Source organism: Amycolatopsis nivea (assembly GCF_004522235.1).
GTDB lineage: Bacteria > Actinomycetota > Actinomycetes > Mycobacteriales > Pseudonocardiaceae > Amycolatopsis > Amycolatopsis nivea.
Genome location: NZ_SDLT01000014.1, coordinates 43259 through 60903, shown reverse-complemented (window position 1 = coordinate 60903; position 17645 = coordinate 43259). Strand labels below are relative to the sequence as shown.

The following is a 17645-nucleotide window of genomic DNA, read 5'->3' as shown; positions in this document are numbered from 1 at the left end:
GGGCTCAGGCCTGCGACTGGCGGGTCGGACGGCCCCTGCCCAACGCCCTTGCGCGGTCGAGGAGCCCGGGACGCGACGAGGCGAGCGGGGCCGACGGCGCGCCGTCCTTCCGGCGCATCCCGGCGACCAGGTCCTGGACGGTTTCGGCCGAGCTGTACCGCGGCGTCCAGCCGAGCACGAGCCGCGCCCGCGAGGCGTCGACCAGCGCGGCCTGATCAGCGAGCTCAAGCCAGCCAGGGTGCAACGGCTGGAGCCCGGCCAGCCACGCCGCTCGCGCGACCGTCCGCGCGACCGGCTTCGGCACCGCGATCCGGGTGCCACCGACCGCGTGCGCGAACGCGGAAGCGTCGAGCACGTCCTCGGCGGCGAGGTTGAACGGGCCGACCGCGCGCTGCTCGAGAGCCAGCCGGAACGCTTCGGCGACGTCGTCGGTATGCACGGCCTGGAGCCGCAGACCCTGCCACAGCGGCACCGGCGAGAACCGGCCGCCGATCAGGCGAGGCGGCAGTGCGGGCGGGAGCAGCCACCGGGTGAATTCCCCCGCCGCTCGCCGCTGCAGGATCGCGCACGGGCGCATCCACGCGACCGCGACGTCCGGGTGCGTGGACGTGAACAGGTCCAGCGCGTCTTCCAGATCCGCTTTGCCCCGGCTGTACGCGCTGGCCGCGATCCCGCGACAGGGCCAGTCCTCGGTGACTTTCTCGTCGTTCGGCTCCGGTGCGTAGGCGGCTGCTGACGACGCGCACACCACCTGTCCGACGCCTGCCTTGCTGACCGCTTTCAGGACGTTCGCGGTCCCGCCTTCGTTGGTGCGCGCCATCGGCGGGTCGCTCCAGGCGGGGGAGATGGCCCAGGCCAGGTGCACGACTGCGTCCGCGCCGGTGAAGATTTCCGTCAGCAGTTCGTCGGCATCCGGCGCGCCGATGTCCACCGAATGCCATTCCGCGCGCGAGTACGGTTCAGCGGCGCGATCCGGCACCCGGCGGGCGGCACCGGCGACGTCGTGGCCGGGTCCGAGGGCACGCAACAACGCGGTGCCGACGTTCCCGCTGGCGCCTGTGATCACGATCCGCATGCGGGCCGTTTACCCGCTCCGCACTGGCGGAAACGTCCAGGTGCCGAGCGTCTCAACCGGTTCGGGCGGCTACTGCGTCGGAGAGGCGGAACTGCGGGTCGCGCGCGTCGTCCGGGCTGAGGCGCGCCTCGCCGGCGAGGAGGCGGCGCGCGGCGACGTGGTCGACCGGCCGGTTCACCGACTCGACCGCGACGAGCCGGCCGCGGTGGAAATGCAGGACGGAGAACGCGTCGTCCCCGGCGAGGCGCACCGTCTCGGTCTCGCGGTCCGGCAGCAGCCCGGCGATCTGCAGCTTGGCCGAGAACTGCTCGGTCCAGAACCACGGCACCGCGTCGAACGGCACTGTCCGCCCGGCGAGGCGGGCGGCGAGGACCCGGGCCTGATCGGCGGCGTTCTGGACCGATTCGAGCCGTCGGCGGCGTCCGTCGCCTGCCGGGAACGAGGCGCAGTCGCCGACCGCGGAGATCAGCGGATCCGACGTGCGCAGCGCGCCGTCGACCTCCACCCCGTCGCCGACCGCCAGTCCGCATTCGCGGGCGAGTCCGGCTTCGGGCTCCACGCCGATCCCGAGCACCACGAGGTCGGCCGGGATCCGCGTGCCGTCGGCGAGCTCCACCTGCCGGACCCGGGCGTCGCCGTCGAAGGCCCGGACCGTCGTGCCGGTCAGGACGCGCACGCCCTGTGCCTCGTGCAGCGCCCGGAAATGCCCGGAAATCCCGTTCGACACGACCCGCTGCATGACCCGGGGCAGGCTCTCCACGACAGTGACCGCGCAGCCCCGGCGGCGTGCGGCCGCGGCCGCTTCGAGCCCGATGAACCCACCGCCGACCACGACGACATCGCGCGCCTCGGCCAGCGCGTCCCGGACCGCCCGGGCGTCGTCCGGGACTCGCAGCACGCGGATTCCCGCGAGCGCGGCTCCCGGCACGGTCGTTTCGCGCGCGCGGCAGCCGGTCGCCAGAACCAGCTCGCGGTAGCCGAGCGACCCGCCCGACCCGAGCCGCACGACGCGCCGGTCCCGGTCGATCCCGGTGACCGTGTCGCGCAGGAGCGTGATGCCCCGCGCCGCGTAGAACTCCGGTTTGCGGAACTCCAGCCGCGGTTCGGTGTCGTTCAGCAGCATCGCCTTGGACAGCGGCGGCCGCTGCACCGGCGGGCCGTCCAGCCGGTCGACGAGGACGATCGGGACGTCGGAGCCCTCCTCGCGCAGGAACAACGCGACGTGGAAACCGGCGTGCCCGCCGCCCACGATCACGACCGGAGCGGTGCCTGGCGTGCCGGTCACTGTTCTTCGGGCAGGTCGACGAGCACGTCGTGCTCCGGCGCGGGCAGCTGGCAGCTCAGCCGGCTGGACGGGCGGCGCTCGGACGCCGTGCAGTTCAGCATCTCGTCCTCGGCCTCGCTCATCGGCGGGAAGTCGTCCGCGGCGTCCTCGGGGACGTAGACGTGGCAGGTCGCGCACATGGCGTTGCCGCCGCATTCGCCGACGATTCCCTCGACGTCCCCGTCGAGGGCGGCCTGCATCAGGGGAGTGCCCGGCGGCACGTCGACGGCCCAGTCGCCGTCCGGAGCCCGGAAGATCACCTTCGGCACTTCAGATCCTCTCCAGCGAGTGCTCGACGACGGGGGAGCGCATGCGGCCGAGCCCGTCGATCTCGGCCTCGACGACGTCTCCGCCGGCGAGGAAACGGGGCGGGTCCAGCTGGAAGCCGCAGCCCGGCGGCGTGCCGGTCAGCAGGACGTCCCCCGGGCGCAGCGCCATCGACCTGCTGACCGACTCGATCAGCCCGGCGACCCCGACCGCCATGCCCGCGGTGGAGTCCTGCTGGCGGAGCTCGCCGTTGACCCACAGCCGCAGCCCGGCCCCGGCGGGGTCGAACTCGTCCGGGGTCGCCAGCCACGGCCCGGTCGGGCAGAACGAAGGGGACCCCTTCGCCCGCGCGATCTGGAACAGCAGCGGATGGTCCGCGCCCGCGCCGAAGGCGACGTCCCGCGCCGTGACGTCGTTGGCGACCATGTACCCGGCCACGTGCTTCAGCGCTTCGGCGCGCGGGATCCGTTGCCCGCCAAGGCCGATGACCACCGCCAGTTCGACCTCGTAGTCGAGCTGGCGGGTCTCCGGCGGGCAGACGATGGGGTCGGCCGGGCCGCACACGCTGCTGGCGGGCTTGAGGAACACGACCGGCTCGCCCGGGGGCCGCGCGCCGAGCACCTCGCCGCCGTGGGCCGGGTAGTTGAAGCCGATCGCGATGACTGTGCCGGGACGGGGCACCGGCGGGCCGAGCCGCGTGCCGGCCAGCGGCACCAGATCGGTGCCGGCGTGCCCGGCGACCGCGGCCCGCACCAGCGGTTCGGCGACCGGCCAGCGCGCCAGCAGTGCGCTCCATCCCCCGGCGAACGCGGCTCCGCGCAACGGAAGGATCGCGTCCGGCCGGACCAGCACCCCCGGTTCCTCCGCTCCGGGCGGTCCGAAACTGACGAGCTTCACGGGTTCCTCCTGGCTTCGGTGACGGCCGCGAACGACAGCGCCAAATCGGTGAACGACCGCACGTCGAGCCCGGTCAGCTGGTGCCATCGGGAGAGGCGGTAGGAGACGGAGTTCGGGTGCAGCGCGAGCGCGGATCCGGTGCCGCGCAAGGTGAATCCGGACTCGGCGTAGGCGACGACGGCGTCGGCGAGATCGGGCTGCTCGCGCGCGATCCGGGCCGCCGGTTCGAGGAGGGGGCCGATGAGCGGGGCGAGATCGGGGATCGTGGCGCGGAACCATTCGGTCTCGAACCGGACCGCCGCGCGGCCGTCGGCCTCGGCGAGCCGCAGGGCCCGCGCGGCGTCGCCGAGGCCGAGCCGGATCCCGGCCGGGCCCGTGCGGGCGAGCCCGATGCCGAGCGGCCGGTTCTCGCCGCCCACCTCGGCGGCGAGCGCCACGACGTCGTCGATCGCCGCGCCCTGGGACACGACCGTCATCAGCCCCGCCCGCGCGTCGACGTGCAGCACCCCGGTGATCCGCCGTCCCGCGCGCTGCAGCGCGTCGACGGATTCGCGCGGCCACCAGCGGCTGCCCGCGACGAGGACGGTGAACTCCCCGTCCGGGTCGAAGGCGAGTTCGCGCATCACGTCGGCGATGCCCTCGCCGGGCCCGTCGGCGTGCAGGAGATCGAAAAAGCGCGCCCGCGTCTCGCGTTCGTGCTGCTCGCGGCCGCCCTGCTGAGCCACGTAAGCGTCCACGACCGCCTGGCTCATCGCCTGCGACCAGTGCGCCATCGGGCCGACCAGTTCGACCAGCAGCGCCTCCGAGGCCAGCTCCGATCGCCGCAGCGCCTCCCACAAATCCCGGTGTGCGTAATGAAAAGCGGCCAGCACGTCGTACACCGGCATGTCGTAGTACGCGCGCCGCCGGGCGGAAGCGCGGATCGATTGCAGCACTTCGGGATCCGGCGGCGACCCGGCGGCGAGGCTGCGCGTCATCGTCCCGTAGAGCGCCCGGACGTTCCGGAAGTGCTCGTCCTCCGGAAGCCGCGCGTACGACGGCAGTTCGGCCCGGATCCGCGCGACCAGCCCTCGCGCCAGTTCGTCCAGGGTGTCCTCGACCGACGCCCAGAACCGGTCGCGGTCCACCGGTCCGGGAACTGCCGACAACCGCGGCCGGGACGCCTCGCTCACCACGCCGGCGCCCGGTCGACGTGGGCGGCGGCGGGGAAGTCCGCCGGATGACGCCGGACCCAGTCCGCGATTTCGTCGGCCCGGGCGAGCCAGACGCGATCGTCCGCGGCGAGCCGGTCCACCAGTGTCCCGATCGCCGCGACCCGGTCGGGACTGTCCTGCCACGGCACGTGGAAGATCAGCCCGGTGCAGCCGCCGGCAGCCGCCGTGTCGTCCACGATCGCCGCGTAGCCGTCGAGAAGTCCGCCTGGGCCGACGGGCTCGTCGCCGGGCGGCTGGCGGAGCCGGGTGAAACCGGGGATGTAGTAGGCGCCGTCGACGCCGTGCCAGGGATACGGCAGAAGCGGAAGCCTTGCCACGTCGCCGACCGCGGTCCCGAAGGCCGTTCCGGCGAGCGAAACGTAGTCGAAGCCGTGCTCGGCCAGGAGGTCGATCGAGTGCGAACCGAGCAGTCCCGCAGGAGGCCGGGCGCCGCGCGGGCGGATGCCTAGCTCGGCGAAGGCGTCCAGGCTCAGCCGGAGGGACTCGTCGATCTCCTCCGCCGACGACCGGTGCCACGGCTCGTGCAGCCAGCCGTGCCAGCCGACCTCGTGGCCCGCCTCCGCGATCGCGCGCACCGCGTCCGGATACTGCCGGAAATTCCACGCCTCCACGAAGAACGTCGCGGAGTACTGGTGCGCGGCCAGCATCGTCAGCAAGGCCGGAAGCTCTCGCGTCACGCTGTGGTGATCGCCTGTCGGCTGGGCCGAACCGAGCTGGATCTCGGCTACTTCGCCGAGGTGGTCGAACGTGACCGCGACCGCGCACTGCGCGCCGCCGGGCCCCCACCGGCCGCCCATCACCGGCCCCGGGGCGCGACGTCGAGCCGGGAAATCATGGCAAAAGTCAGATCGGTCGTGCGGGGCGGTTCGGCGTCGCACAGTTCCAGATCGGGCAGCCGTCGCGGCAGTTCGCGCAGCAGGATCTCGCCCTCCAGCCGGGACAACGGCGCGCCGAGGCAGAAGTGCCCGCCCGCGGTGAACGCGAGATGCCGGTTGTCGGGGCGGCGCGGGTCGAACGCGTCGGGCCGCTCGAACCGGGCCGGGTCGCGGTTCGCGGCGGCCAGCCCGAGCAGCAGATGGTCGCCCTCGGGGATCGGGATTCCGCCCAGTTCCAGGCCGGCTCCCGCGTAGCGCCACACGAAATGCACCGGGGCCTCGAACCGCAGGTTCTCCTCCCACGCCGCCCTCGCCGCCGACGGGTCGCCGACCAGCGCGCGGAACTGGTCTTTGTTCGAGGTCAGCGCGTAAACCGCGTTCGTCATCGCGACCATCGTCGTGTGGTAGCTGGCCACGAAGAACCCCACCAGGGTCACCACCAGCTCCGTCCGCGACAGCCGCTCGCCGTCCGCTTCCGCGAGCAGCAGCGCGCCGACCGGGTCGTCCTCGTCGAGCTTTCCGCGCAGCGTGTCGACGATGTCGCCGATGTAGTCGAAATAGAACTGCGCCGTCGCGTCGGCTTCCGCGAGCTGTTCCGGCGTGATGTCGCCCTGGCTGAGGACGGCGTTGAGGCCGGGCATGCGTTCCAGGACCGTCGCGGCGTCGGCCATCGGCGCGTGCAGCAGCCGGCACGCGATCAGGGCCGGGATCTTCATCGCGTACTCGCGCACGAAGTCGACCACGCCGTCGCGCCCGGCCAGTTCGTCCAGCCCCGCGGTGACGATCTCCTCCACCCACGCCCGCATCCGCTTGACCGACCGCGGCTGGAACGCGGGCGACGCGAGCTTGCGCAGCCGGGTGTGCGCGGGCGCGTCCACGTTCGGCAGGGAGAACCGGTAGAACTCCGCCGCCGGGCCGGAGCCGATGTGCGCCGGGAACTCGCCGGGGTGCGGCTGCACCGTGTTCGCCGGGGACTTGAGGACCTTCTCGACCTCGGCGTACCCGGTGAGCAGCCAGGAATCCTGCCCGTTGACCACGGTCCGCGCGACCGGGGCGGCCTCGCGGAGACGGCGGTAGGCGGCGTGCCGGTCGGCGCCGAACGCCGGGTCCGACGGATCAAGGCGAACGACTTCTGCGGCGTTGGTCATCACGAAATCCCCTTCGATCTCGCTCGGGCACCCGGGCGTCTGCCCCGACGATGCTAAGCAGCGGCCCCGACGCGCGTCATCGGCGAAAACACGAAAATCGCCGCGTCCGTTTGTGCCTTGTCCCGAAGCCGGGAGCGGCCCCGAGACGCCGGTCACCCGCGGTCCAGTCCCATTTGACACCCGATGCGAACACATGTTCGACTCCCGTGCGGGCCGCCGGGAACCGCGGGCGGTCCGGGAGCGGGGAAGCGAGCAGGTGAGCCTGAGGTGAGCGAGTGGCCGTCGACGGTGCGGAAAGTGGATCCGCCGATTCCGGTGTGGGTGGGCGTGCGCAAGCTGCTCGTGCTCGGCACCGAGATCCTCGCGCCGCGCGACCGCGCCGGGCTGCGGATCGAGACCGAGCACCCCGGGCTGCTGTTCGAATGGGCGCGCCGCGAGGACGGCGGGCTGCTCGGCTGGGTGACCTACCAGCTCGTCACCGGCGACGAGCAGTGGTCGCGGCCGGTCAGCCACTACGTGCCCGCGCACCTGCTCCGCCGCCGCGGACCCGCACGCCGTCACCAGTACGGCGACTACCGGCCCCGGACCCACGGATGACCGCGCCCGGGTAGTAATTTCCCTTGCGAGCGAGGGGAGCGGACGAGAAGTGGCACGGCTTCATGTCGGCTGCGCGATGTGGACGCACAAGGCGTGGCCAGGGCGGTTCCTGCCGCCGTCGCTGCCCGCGAAGGAGCGCCTGCGGGCCTACGCGGGCTGGTGCAACGCGGTCGAGGGCAACACCACCTTCTACGCGACCCCGGCCCGGAGCACCGTCGAGACGTGGGCGCAGCAGACCGGTCCCGACTTCCGGTTCGTGGTCAAGGTGCCCAAGACCGTGACGCACGAGCGGCGGTTCGCCGGGGTCGAGACCGAGATGCGGGCGTTCCTGGACGCGCTCGAACCCCTCGGCGAGCGGGCCGTGCTGTGGACCCAGGTGCCCGGTTCGTTCGGCCCTTCGGACGTCGACGTCCTCGGCCGCTTCCTGCGCCGTCTCCCCGCCAACCTGCGGCGCGCGGTGGAGGTGCGGCATCCCGAGTTCTTCAGCGACGCGAGCGCGGCGTCGCTGCTGGAAGGGACGCTCGCGACCGCGGACGCGGAGTGGGTGCCGTTCGACACCACGGTCTTTTTCCAGCGCCCGCCGACCAGCGAGGCCGAGCAGGACGCCTGGGCGAAGAAACCGCGGCTGCCGCGCCGGACGCGAGCGCTGACCGACCGGCCGGTCGTCCGTTATCTGGGCCGGGACTCGGTGGAGGAGACGGTGGCGGGCTGGCAGCCGTGGGCCGAGGTGGTCGCCGGCTGGCTGCGGGAAGGCCGCTCGCCGACGGTTTTCCTGCACACTCCCGACAACGACGAAGCACCGGCGCTCGCCCGCCGGTTCCACGACGACGTGCGCGCGCTGGTGCCCGGCCTGGAGGCGCTGCCCGAGCCGGAGCCGGTGGAACCCGCGACGCTGTTCTGAGCACCGGGCCGGCTATCCAGCCGGGACGAACGCGATCAGCCGCTGATGCGGATCGTCGACCACCTGCAAGACAATCTGGTCCACCGTCTCCTCGACCCCGCCCGGCAGCCGGAGGCGCACCCGCAGGTGGGTGTGCGGCCGGACGACGTCGTTGCGTTCCCAGAGCGCCGCGAACTCGGCGTCGGTCCGGAGCAGTTCGTCGATCCAGTCCCCGGTCGGCGGGCCCGCCGGGCTGCTCGCGCGCACGATGCCGATCGTCGTGCGCCGCATCGCTTCCAGGTCCGCGAACCGGCTCTGGAGCACCGGATCGGTGAACAGCATCTGCACGTACCGGCGGCGTTCCGGCGGGACCGCGCCGAAATCGGTCATCAGCCGAGCGGCGGCGGCGTTCCAGGCCAGGATCGCCGTCGCCGGTCCGACGAGCACCGCGGGAATCTCGCCCATCCGGTCGACAAGGCGGCGCAACGGATCGCTCGGCTCGGGGTTCGGCGGAGGGACGTCGGGGACGGTGACGAGATCCAGCGCGTACTGCGTCTGGTCGTCGTCGAGCCCGAGCGCGGCGGCGATGCGGCGGACCACGTCGGCGCTCGGCATGACCCGGCCCTGCTCGATCCGCGTGTAGTACTCGTCGCTGACGAACGCCAGCGCGGCGACCTCACCGCGCCGGAGACCGGGGACTTGACGACGGCCCGTTTCGGCGGAGACGGGCGGCGGGGCTTCGTCGCGGCGGGCGTGCAGGAACGCGCCGAGCTGGACGAGCCGAGGGTCGCGCGCCATCAGCGCGGGCTCCGGGGGAGGGGGATCGGTTTCTTCCCCTCCCGCGCCGGACGGCGAGGGCGCACGGTGGAGGCATGATCGACCGCGAACGCATCGACGTCCACACCCACCTGGTCCCTCCGTTCTGGGGCGAGGCCCTCGCACAGCACGGCGGCGACCCGTCGGGCTGGACGCTGCCCCCGTGGACGCCCGATGACCACTTGAAGTTCATGGACGCCAACAGCATCGCCGCGAGCGTACTGTCGCTCACCGCCCCGAGCGTGACCGGCTGGACCGGCCCGGCGCGTCGCGAGACGGCCCGCCGCGTCAACGAATACACCGCCGAACTGGTGCGGGAACGCCCGGACCGGTTCGGGTTGTTCGCCACGGTTCCGTTGCCCGACGTCGAAGGCGCGGTAGCGGAGGTCGACCACGCGTTCGGCGCGCTCCGGGCGGACGGCGTGGTCCTGCTCTCCAACTACGACGGCGTCTATCTGGGCGACGGCCGGTACGCGCCGCTCTGGGAAGCGCTCGACCGCCACCGAGCGGTGGTCTTCATCCATCCCGCGCATCCGCTCGTGCCGTTGCTGCCCGGGATCCCGGGACCGATGGTGGACTATCCGTTCGACACCACGCGCAACGCGGTGCACATGGTGTTCAACGGCATCACCGAGCGCTTCCCGAACGTGCGGATCATCCTTTCGCACGCGGGCGGTTTCGTCCCCTTCGCGGCGTTGCGGTTCTGCCAGATCCAAGCCGCGCTGGAGCCCGCCGGACCCACCGCCGACGACTGGCTGGCCCGCTTCCGCAGCTTCTACTGGGACACGGCGCTGTCGTCGGGCGAATACGCTCTCGGCGCGCTCGCCCGGTTCGCCGATCCCGCGCGGATTCTGTACGGCAGCGACTTCCCTTACGCGACAATGGAAGTGAGCACCCGGTTCACCGAGATCCTGGACACCGAAAGCGGGTTGACCGCCGAACAAAGCCGGGCGATCGACTCCGGGAACGCCCGCGCGCTGTTCCCTCGGCTGGGCTGAAACCCCGGTCAGCCCGCGTCGACGAGATCCACCGCGGTCGGCCCGTCCGGCAAGTCCGCGAGCAGCACCCCGGCGTCCACCGCGACGGTCCGGTCGCCGTACGGGGTGCGGGCCCGGTATTTCCCCGGCGGCGGCAACAGCGTGGTGCACGGCGTGACGATTTCGCCCGCGACAGTCCCGTGCACGCGGTGCGGGCGGCCGAGGATCGCTGCGGCGCCAACGAGATCGCCCGCGGTGACCAAGGTGCGGACCAGAGTCGAGGAACAGCCGGGAAGCAGGTCGACGGCATGCGCGGTGAAGCCGTGGGCGGGTCCGAGCTTCCGCAGCAGGGCGGTGTCCCCGGCGCCTCGGTGGCCGAACCGGAAGTTGCTGCCGGTGACCACGGCGGTGGCGTTGAGGGTGCGCATCAGGACGCCGTCGACGAATTCCTCGGCCGGCGTGCGCGCGAGGCATTCGGTGAACGGGAGGACGAGCACCTGGTCGGCACCGTGCCGGCGGGCCAGTTCGGCGCGATGTTCCACCGTCGCCACCGGAGTCGTGTCGCGCGGCCGTCCGGCGATGGTCGCCGGATGCGGGTCGAAGGTCGTGAGGACCACCGGCGCGCCGCGCTCCCGGCCGAGGCGCGCCGCGTGGTCCAGAACCCGCTGGTGGCCGCGGTGCAGTCCGTCGAAGACGCCGAGCGCGACGACGGACGGACCCCATCCGTCCGGCACCTCGGCGATGCCGTGCCAGAAAACCGTGCTCACGCGAACCTCCCGCGCTCGTGCCGGGACCGGAACCGCGGCGCCCCCGGGGATGCGGGGGCGCCGCGGCGGACCGGTCAGCGCCGCTTCAGGAACGAGACGTCGTCGTTGCCGATGAGGTCCGGCACGGTCCAGCCGTCGAGGTCGTATTCGGCGAGGCACTGCTCGGCCAGGCCCTTCATCGACTCGGTCGTGCCCTGGGCCTCGGCGGCGAACAGCAGCTCCGCCTTGACGTTCTCGTGGTTGCCGGAGTAGTTGCGCTCGTAGAGCTCGTGCCGTCCGCCGAACTCCGACCCGACCGCGTCCCACAGCGCCTTCATCACCTTGACCCGGTCGACCGCCTCGTAGCCGTTGGAGCCGCGCACGTACTTGTCCAGGTACGGCCGCACCTCGGGGGTCTTGAAGTCGATCGAGTGCGAGTTGAGGTAGATCAGGCCGCTGGCCACGTCGGATTCGATGATCTCCTTGATCCGCGGGTAGGCCTGGATCATCAGCATCCGGTAGGTCAGGCCGTAGTCGAGCTTGGGCAGCAGCGCCCCGTTGGTCCACTCGTCCGGGTTGCGCGCCATCGCGTCGGCGAGCGCGAAGAACGTGTTGCGCCATCCGACGACCTCCCCGACCCGGGTCTGCACGCCGCGGAAGTCCTTGCTGCCGGTGATCTCCAGCGCCTTGAGCAGCAGCCCGGCGATGAAGTCGATCTTCGTCGCGAGCCGGATGCAGCCGTGGAAGGTGAACCGCGGGATGAAGCCGGAGACCGGGAAGAACCCGTTGATCTTCTCGATGTCGCCGTAGAGGAACACGTTCTCCCACGGCACGAGGACCTTGTCGAACACGAAAATGGTGTCGTTCTCGTCCATCCGGGAGGACAGCGGGTAGTCGAACGGGCTGCCCATCACCGCGGCCTGCTGCGTGTAGGACGTGCGGCAGATCAGCTTCACGCCCGGCGCGTCCATCGGCACCGTGCAGATGAGCGCGAACTCCTTCTTCTTGATCGGCAGCCCGTAGTGGGCGATGAAGTTGTAGTTCGTGATGGCCGAACCGGTCGCCACGACCTTCGCCCCGGACACGATCAGGCCCGCGTCGGTCTCCTTCTCCACCTTCATGAACACGTCGCCGACCTCGTCCGGCGGCAGGTTCCGGTCGACCGGCGGGTTGATGATCGCGTGGTTCCAGTACAGGACCTTCTCCTGCGATTCCTTGTACCAGCGCTTCGCGTTCTCCTCGAACGGCGCGTAGAAGTCGGAGTTCGCGCCGAGCGTGCCGAGGAAGCTGGCCTTGTAGTCCGGGCTGCGGCCCATCCAGCCGTACGTCATCCGCGACCAGGTCTCGATCGCGCGGCGGTCGGCGAGCAGGTCGTCCACGGTGTGCGGGCTGCGGAAGAACGGGTGCGTGACCCCGCCGTTGCCGGTGTCGGTCGGCACGGTCAGCGCGTCGCGGGTGTCGGGCGAGTGCAGCGCGTCGTACAGCCGGGCGGTCATCCGGACCGGGTTGCGGAAGGCGGGGTGCGTGGTGACGTCCTTGACGCGCTCGCCGTAGATCCACACTTCGCGTCCGTCCTGGACGGACTGGATGTATTCGTCGCCGGTCATCGGCGCGGAAGCGGTGGGGGCGGCGGTCTCGGAGGTCTCTGAGCGGTCCTGCTGGATGGTCATGGCGATGTCCTTTCGGGTGGCGGTCAGGCGGCGTACGGCCGCAGCGGGGTGAACGTGGTCGAGGCGCCGAACCAGCCCGCCTCGGGGCAGTCGAGCGAGCCGCCCCAGTGGGTGCCGGTCTCGCGGGGGCCGAGTTCGCGGAACGCGCCGGCGTAGAAGAGCAGCGGCTGCCGGTTTTCGACAGCGACGTCGACGACCTCGCCGACCACGATCAGGTGGTCGCCGCCGTCGTAGGTCCGCCACGGGCGGCACGAATACACCGCGGCGGAGCCGACCAGGACCGGCGCGACCGGCCCTTCGGCCCATTCAGGTCCGGGATCGGCCGGACGTCCGGCGAAGTGCCAGGCGGTGTCTGCCTGGTCGGCGCCGAGCACGTTGACGGCGAAGGCGGCGCCGTCGAGGTAACTGCAGGCCTTGGACTGCCGGGTCAGCGTGACCTGGCACAACGCGGGTTCGAGCGAGACCGCGGTGAACGCGTTGACCGTGGCCCCGTGCGGGGTGCCCTGGTCGCTGCGGCAGGTCACCACGGTGACGCCGGTGGCGAACCGGCCGAACGCGTCGCGCAGTTCGCGGGACGGAACCGTCATCTCGCACCTCCTCGTGCGATGTACGCTATGCGTACGATGTGAACGCTATGCGTGCAGTGGTTGGAAGGATGCATCAGGAGGCGACGGAGGTCAAGGCCAGTACCGGAGCGGGTGAAATACTGCGGAGCGTGACGGCAGCCGGAAACGAGCGCGACTTCGTGCAGAGCCTGGAGCGCGGGTTCGCCGTGCTCCTCGCCTTCGACGAGGAGCGCACCAACCCCACGCTCGCCGAACTGGCGACCGCGACGAACCTGTCGCGCCCCGCGGTGCGCCGCCTGCTGCTGACCCTGCAGCGGATGGGCTACGTGACCAGCGACGGACCGCGCTGGTCGCTGACCCCGCGCGTGCTGACCATCGGCCAGCACTACACGGCGACCCGCGCGATGATCGACCTGGCGCAGCCGCACCTGCTGCGGCTGGCGGAGGCGACGGGGGAGTCCGCGTCGCTGGCCGAACTCGACGGCAACGACGCGGTCTACGTCGCCCGCGTGCCGGTGCGGCGGATCATGAGCATCAACGTCGCGGTCGGCACCCGGCTGCCCGCGCACGCGACCTCGATGGGCCGGGTGCTGCTGGCGTGGTCGGGCCCGGAGCGGATCACCCGCTACCTGGAGGATGTTCCGCTCCGCTCGTACACCGGGCGCACGGTCACCGATCCGGCGGAACTGCGGCTCGCGCTCTCCGCGGTGCGCGAGGACGGTGTGTCCATTGTGGACGGCGAACTGGAGGAAGGCCTGCTGTCCGCGTCGGCCCCGGTGCGCGACCGGAGCGGGGCGGTCGTCGCGGCACTGGCCTCGTCGACGGCCACCGGACGGCTCGCGCCGGAACGGCTGCGCAAGGAAACCGTCCCAGTGCTGCTCGAAACGGCGGCGGCGATCAGCACGGACCTTGGGTACGACCCGCGACCGGTGCCGGTGAGGCGGGACGGCTTCTACTGAGGTCGCTGCCGGGTCGTTCTCGTCGCGGCGACTTGCACGACAGCGTCATGCGCTGCGCGAGGATGTCTCTGTTGCTCTAAGGCAACGAGTCGTTTCGCGGGGGAACTCTGCCCAGACTGAGTGCATGCGCGCCGCCCTTGCGCGGGACGCCGAACTCTGCCTCAGCGGGCAGGCTGCGCGTGCTGTTCGCCCCTGGGCGGGGTGCCGAACTCGGCCTCGAACAAGCAGACTGAGCGCATACTCGCCGCCCTTGAGCGGGACGCCGAACTCGGTCTGGGCGGGCAGGCTGGGCGCGTGCTCTTCGCCCTTGCGCGGGACGCTGAACTCGGCATCGAGCGAGCACCCTTGGCGCATACTCACCGTCCTTGATCGGTGCCACGATCGAGTGTCCTCCGCGATATTTCTGTTTCTCTTCCCACCGCGTCATCCGAATTCCGTTCTCCGCCCGTCGCCTTTTCGCGAATAGCGTTGCGAGCCGCGCGAGATTATCCAGCACTGACACCGGCGAAATCCCGCTGCCGCCGAAATTGTCAGACCTCGCCGCTACCTTGCTGGGCATGACGCTTCTGGGGTTCTCCGAGGAGGACGAGTACCTGCCCGACTACGGCACCATTGTGCTTCGAGACGACGTATACCGCAGCGCGCCCGCGCTGGACAACAAACTGCTCGGCGAACTCGCGACGAACGCGTTGTCCGGCACGGTCGCGACAGCGGGCGACGGCTGGCTGCACTGCTCGGCAAGCCATCCCTGGCAAGCAGTGCGCTGCGAAGCCCACGACGGGCCGCCGGAACTGCGGCTCGAGGCATGGGAAGACGTTGTCGAGTCGCCGTTTCACAGCCGCTCCGGGGCCGTGAGCCTGGGATTGCTCACCGGCGGCGCCGGCGGCGACGCACTGAACCTGGGAGCGAAAGGCCTTTTCCGTACGCGGGTCTGCCGGAAACCGGCGGAGGCCGGAGAAGAGGGCGACGTCTGGCTGATCCAGTTCTGGCCGTCACCCGACGGACCGGAGCCGCCGCGGTGGCTCAAACGCACCCGTCCCGCGTTGCATCCGGAAGACCCGGGCTGGCAAGAGGTATTGGGTTACCACCTGATCGAAGTCTCGTGGTACTTCACGCTCGTGGGCATGTCGCGCCAGGACGGCTGGCTCGACGAACCGTTGCCCGGTGAACCGCCTTCGGACACCGTGTGTGCTCAGTTGGGCGTCGTCCCGCCGCGCACGCGACGGGACGCGATTCCCTTGCTGGTCGCGGCAGGCCTGCTCGTGGACGACGACACCGGCGGATACTCGGAGGGAACGCCGCGGCGCGCCACGGAGGTGCTCGACCTGCCAGCGGACCTGGCCGCCCGGTTGGACGCGGCCGCCGTCCGCGCCGTGTACATCCTGCTCGCGGCCGATCTCGTCAGCATCGCGGCGTGGTCGGATCCGGCGCACGTCAAGGATTTGGCCGCTTTGCTGGCGGTCCCGGAGGAAACCGTCGAGCCGTTGCTCGAGTATTCGGTCAGCGACAAGCTGATCCGCCGGGCCAACGACACCGTCGCGGCGCTTCCCCGCCCACCACTGCGGCATGAGCCAGTACCCCTCGTCCGAATGGTTTGCGAAGAGGAACCGCCGACCGCGGCCGGTCCTCCGCCGCGAGCCGGTTTCGTTTCCGGCGACGGCACGGTCGGCGTCTGGCGCGGGGGAGAGCTGGCGATCCTCGGCCGGGTCGAGAGCGACTACCGGTACCGCGCGTTCGAGACCCTGGCCGGGATTTACGTCGCCGCGTCCGGCGGGCAGGGACAGCTGATCGACTGGTCGGGCACGGCCCGGCAGCTTCCGGTGGACCTGGACATCCGGCCCGTCCGCAGCGCGGACGGACGCTACCTGGCGGGCGTGCAGACCCATATCGGCCGACGGACGTGGGACCAGGTGCATTTGTACGACGTGACCACGGAAGAAGCGTGGAGCCTGCCCCCATCGCCTGAGCTGACCCGGAGCGTCCTGGGCATCCACGACGGCGCTGTCTACTTCACGACGGATTCGGGAGCCCTCGTCGCTTCCCGCTGGACACCGGGTGCGGAACCGGTGGACCTCGCCTCGCCTGTCCATCGGCTCGATCCGTTGTCCGGGGCGCAATTGCGCGAAGAAGCCGGGGGACTGGCGGTATTCACCGCGTCCGGGGAACGGCGGGAAGTCCCGGAACCCCACCGCTGGCGGTTCGTGCCGGGCGGCACGCGGATGTATTCGTTCGGGTACGACCCGCTCGTCGCGCAACTGCTCGACCTTGCCACCGGGACCATCGGCGAACACCCGCTTCCCGACGGCTGCGAGTCCGGCGAAGCCGTGCCGTCCGCGCCGGTCTGGGAAACCCCCGACACCCTGGTCTTCTCCCAGCCGCACCGCGGACTGACTCGCCGCGTCGTCCGATGGCACGTGCGGCGCAACGAGTTCGAGCATTTCGACCTGCCCGAACTCGCGGGACACCGCCCGTTCCTGATCGGACCGATTCTCGCCGGAGAGCCGGACACTCCGGGTCGCCGTCTTCGCGACGGCGGCCCGGAGCGGGTGCCCGGTCCGGGCGCTGGAAGTCAGGATCAGCGATGAGCCGCCGCGACCGCCAGCTTCCACACCGCGTAGCCGATCGCGTCGGAGTTCTTCTCCAGCGGCGTGTCCGGGATGTTCGACGTCGTGTCGCAGGCGCGGTGGTAGCAGTTGTCGAACGCCGCGCCCGGCGTGCCGCCCCACTTCTCGGCCTGTTCGTAGCTCTTGATGTCGCCGGCACCCGTCGCGAGGCCGCCGACCGGGATGCCCGCGCGCTTGAACGACGCGTGGTCGGACCGTCCGTCGCCTTCGGTGTCGCCCTCGGTCTCGATGTTGATGGAGGCGAAGTACTCGTCGAACACGGCCTTGACCGAAGCGACGTCGTCGTAGACGAAGTAGCCCCAGTTCTTCGAGCCGATCATGTCGAAGTTGAGGTAGGTGGTGATCTTCGCGCGCTCGGCGCTCGACAGCGTGCTCACGTAGTACCGCGAGCCGACCATGCCGGACTCCTCGTCGGCCCACCACGCGAACCGGACGCGCTTGGCCATCGCCGGGTTGGTGCGGGCCAGCGTCAGCGCGACCTCGAGGATCGACGCGCTGCCGGAACCGTTGTCGTTGATGCCGGGGCCTGCGCTCACCGAGTCGAGGTGCGCGCCGAGCATCAGAACCTGGTTCGCGTCGCCCTGCGGCCATTCCGCGATCAGGTTCTGCGACCGGCCGGTGCAGCTCGTGCAGGTCTGGCGCTTCGTGGTGTAGCCCGCGTTCTTGAGCAGGTTTTCCACATAGGACACCGACGCCGCGTATCCGCCGCCGCGCGGCGAGCGCGTGCCGCCGTTGTTGCGGGCGATGGCCTGGAACTGGTTGAGGTGGGTCTTGATGTTGGCCAGCGAGATGTCCGGGGCCGCGAGCGCCGAGGCGGGCGCGGCGGTGGCCGCGGGCACGCTGACGACGCCCAGTACCGCCACCAGGGCGGTGACCCCGGCGCCGATTCTTGTCTTCCACTTCATGACGGTGCGTTCCTTCGGTTGGGGTGGGGAGAGCGGGTGTTCTCGGGGGATTGGCCGGGCAGGCCGGGTCCCGTCGCGCGGCGGCGAGCGGGACCCGGCCGCGTC

At 71.2% G+C, this 17645-nt stretch carries 17 protein-coding genes; 5 read left to right on the top strand and 12 right to left on the bottom strand.

Annotated features, from left to right (window positions below; translation table 11 throughout):
- Positions 1-4: 4 nt before the first annotated feature.
- From EIZ44_RS18440 to EIZ44_RS18410, 7 genes are read right to left on the bottom strand one after another with little or no spacing between them, the layout of a single operon-like run.
- The gene (locus tag EIZ44_RS18440) at positions 5-1075 is read right to left on the bottom strand and encodes an NAD-dependent epimerase/dehydratase family protein (protein ID WP_134730007.1); all 1071 of its coding nucleotides are present in this window, start codon (positions 1073-1075) and stop codon (positions 5-7) included.
- Positions 1076-1127: 52 nt separating this feature from the next.
- The gene (locus tag EIZ44_RS18435; RefSeq protein WP_134730005.1) at positions 1128-2360 is read right to left on the bottom strand and encodes an NAD(P)/FAD-dependent oxidoreductase; all 1233 of its coding nucleotides are present in this window, start codon (positions 2358-2360) and stop codon (positions 1128-1130) included.
- Positions 2357-2668 carry a 2Fe-2S iron-sulfur cluster-binding protein gene (locus tag EIZ44_RS18430; protein ID WP_037820669.1) on the bottom strand — a complete coding sequence of 104 codons (312 nt, stop codon included), beginning with the start codon at positions 2666-2668 and terminating at the stop codon, positions 2357-2359. Before EIZ44_RS18430 ends, EIZ44_RS18435 begins: the two co-directional genes overlap by 4 nt.
- 1 nt (position 2669) lies before the next feature.
- Positions 2670-3563 (bottom strand): fumarylacetoacetate hydrolase family protein, encoded by an 894-nt coding sequence (locus EIZ44_RS18425; protein WP_205673217.1) that lies wholly within the window; start codon positions 3561-3563, stop codon positions 2670-2672.
- The gene (locus tag EIZ44_RS18420) at positions 3560-4735 is read right to left on the bottom strand and encodes an RsbRD N-terminal domain-containing protein (RefSeq protein WP_134730001.1); all 1176 of its coding nucleotides are present in this window, start codon (positions 4733-4735) and stop codon (positions 3560-3562) included. Before EIZ44_RS18420 ends, EIZ44_RS18425 begins: the two co-directional genes overlap by 4 nt.
- Positions 4732-5574, bottom strand: a complete 843-nt coding sequence (locus tag EIZ44_RS18415; RefSeq protein ID WP_134729999.1) for a polysaccharide deacetylase family protein — start codon at positions 5572-5574, stop codon at positions 4732-4734. Before EIZ44_RS18415 ends, EIZ44_RS18420 begins: the two co-directional genes overlap by 4 nt.
- The gene (locus EIZ44_RS18410) at positions 5574-6800 is read right to left on the bottom strand and encodes a cytochrome P450 (protein ID WP_134729997.1); all 1227 of its coding nucleotides are present in this window, start codon (positions 6798-6800) and stop codon (positions 5574-5576) included. The genes EIZ44_RS18415 and EIZ44_RS18410 overlap by 1 nt, the downstream gene beginning before the upstream one ends.
- 267 nt (positions 6801-7067) lie before the next feature.
- Here EIZ44_RS18410 and EIZ44_RS18405 point away from each other — a divergent pair, with 267 nt between their 5' ends.
- Both EIZ44_RS18405 and EIZ44_RS18400 read left to right on the top strand, forming a co-directional pair.
- Positions 7068-7397: a hypothetical protein gene (locus EIZ44_RS18405; RefSeq protein ID WP_051171685.1), complete on the top strand. Its 330-nt coding sequence runs from the start codon at positions 7068-7070 to the stop codon at positions 7395-7397.
- 49 nt (positions 7398-7446) lie between these two features.
- Positions 7447-8298: a DUF72 domain-containing protein gene (locus EIZ44_RS18400; RefSeq protein ID WP_500676315.1), complete on the top strand. Its 852-nt coding sequence runs from the start codon at positions 7447-7449 to the stop codon at positions 8296-8298.
- Between the two features lie 12 nt (positions 8299-8310).
- Here EIZ44_RS18400 and EIZ44_RS18395 read toward each other — a convergent pair whose 3' ends face one another.
- On the bottom strand, positions 8311-9075 hold the full coding sequence (locus EIZ44_RS18395) for a helix-turn-helix domain-containing protein (protein ID WP_134729995.1): 765 nt from the start codon (positions 9073-9075) through the stop codon (positions 8311-8313).
- A gap of 74 nt (positions 9076-9149) precedes the next feature.
- On the opposite strand from EIZ44_RS18395, the gene EIZ44_RS18390 reads away from it, so the two are divergent.
- Positions 9150-10091 (top strand): amidohydrolase family protein, encoded by a 942-nt coding sequence (locus tag EIZ44_RS18390; protein ID WP_134729993.1) that lies wholly within the window; start codon positions 9150-9152, stop codon positions 10089-10091.
- Positions 10092-10099: 8 nt separating this feature from the next.
- On the opposite strand, the gene EIZ44_RS18385 is transcribed toward EIZ44_RS18390, so the two are convergent.
- From EIZ44_RS18385 to EIZ44_RS18375, 3 genes are all read right to left on the bottom strand, one after another.
- Entirely contained in the window at positions 10100-10837 is a 738-nt protein-coding gene (locus EIZ44_RS18385; RefSeq protein ID WP_167754189.1) for an adenylyltransferase/cytidyltransferase family protein, read from the bottom strand.
- 74 nt (positions 10838-10911) lie between these two features.
- Positions 10912-12486 (bottom strand): 4-hydroxyphenylacetate 3-hydroxylase family protein, encoded by a 1575-nt coding sequence (locus EIZ44_RS18380; RefSeq protein WP_134729989.1) that lies wholly within the window; start codon positions 12484-12486, stop codon positions 10912-10914.
- 23 nt (positions 12487-12509) lie between these two features.
- Positions 12510-13073, bottom strand: coding sequence for a flavin reductase family protein (locus tag EIZ44_RS18375; RefSeq protein ID WP_134729987.1), 564 nt, complete (start codon positions 13071-13073; stop codon positions 12510-12512).
- 128 nt (positions 13074-13201) lie between these two features.
- Here EIZ44_RS18375 and EIZ44_RS18370 point away from each other — a divergent pair, with 128 nt between their 5' ends.
- Both EIZ44_RS18370 and EIZ44_RS18365 read left to right on the top strand, forming a co-directional pair.
- Positions 13202-14011 (top strand): IclR family transcriptional regulator domain-containing protein, encoded by an 810-nt coding sequence (locus tag EIZ44_RS18370; RefSeq protein ID WP_439098607.1) that lies wholly within the window; start codon positions 13202-13204, stop codon positions 14009-14011.
- A gap of 557 nt (positions 14012-14568) precedes the next feature.
- Positions 14569-16596 (top strand): hypothetical protein, encoded by a 2028-nt coding sequence (locus EIZ44_RS18365; RefSeq protein ID WP_134729983.1) that lies wholly within the window; start codon positions 14569-14571, stop codon positions 16594-16596.
- Here the strand turns inward: EIZ44_RS18365 and EIZ44_RS18360 are convergent.
- The gene (locus tag EIZ44_RS18360) at positions 16587-17540 is read right to left on the bottom strand and encodes a M28 family metallopeptidase (protein ID WP_134729981.1); all 954 of its coding nucleotides are present in this window, start codon (positions 17538-17540) and stop codon (positions 16587-16589) included. The two genes, EIZ44_RS18365 and EIZ44_RS18360, sit on opposite strands and share 10 nt — an antisense overlap.
- Positions 17541-17645 lie beyond the last annotated feature (105 nt).

Bases quoted from the DNA above. Each gene is read 5' to 3' on its own strand.
- EIZ44_RS18395 (WP_134729995.1), bottom strand. From the start codon at position 9,075: ATGGCGCGCGACCCTCGGCTCGTCCAGCTCGGCGCGTTCCTGCACGCC.
- EIZ44_RS18410 (WP_134729997.1), bottom strand. From the start codon at position 6,800: ATGACCAACGCCGCAGAAGTCGTTCGCCTTGATCCGTCGGACCCGGCG.
- EIZ44_RS18390 (WP_134729993.1), top strand. From the start codon at position 9,150: ATGATCGACCGCGAACGCATCGACGTCCACACCCACCTGGTCCCTCCG.
- EIZ44_RS18440 (WP_134730007.1), bottom strand. From the start codon at position 1,075: ATGCGGATCGTGATCACAGGCGCCAGCGGGAACGTCGGCACCGCGTTG.
- EIZ44_RS18365 (WP_134729983.1), top strand. From the start codon at position 14,569: ATGACGCTTCTGGGGTTCTCCGAGGAGGACGAGTACCTGCCCGACTAC.
- EIZ44_RS18415 (WP_134729999.1), bottom strand. From the start codon at position 5,574: ATGGGCGGCCGGTGGGGGCCCGGCGGCGCGCAGTGCGCGGTCGCGGTC.
- EIZ44_RS18360 (WP_134729981.1), bottom strand. From the start codon at position 17,540: ATGAAGTGGAAGACAAGAATCGGCGCCGGGGTCACCGCCCTGGTGGCG.
- EIZ44_RS18375 (WP_134729987.1), bottom strand. From the start codon at position 13,073: ATGACGGTTCCGTCCCGCGAACTGCGCGACGCGTTCGGCCGGTTCGCC.
- EIZ44_RS18380 (WP_134729989.1), bottom strand. From the start codon at position 12,486: ATGACCATCCAGCAGGACCGCTCAGAGACCTCCGAGACCGCCGCCCCC.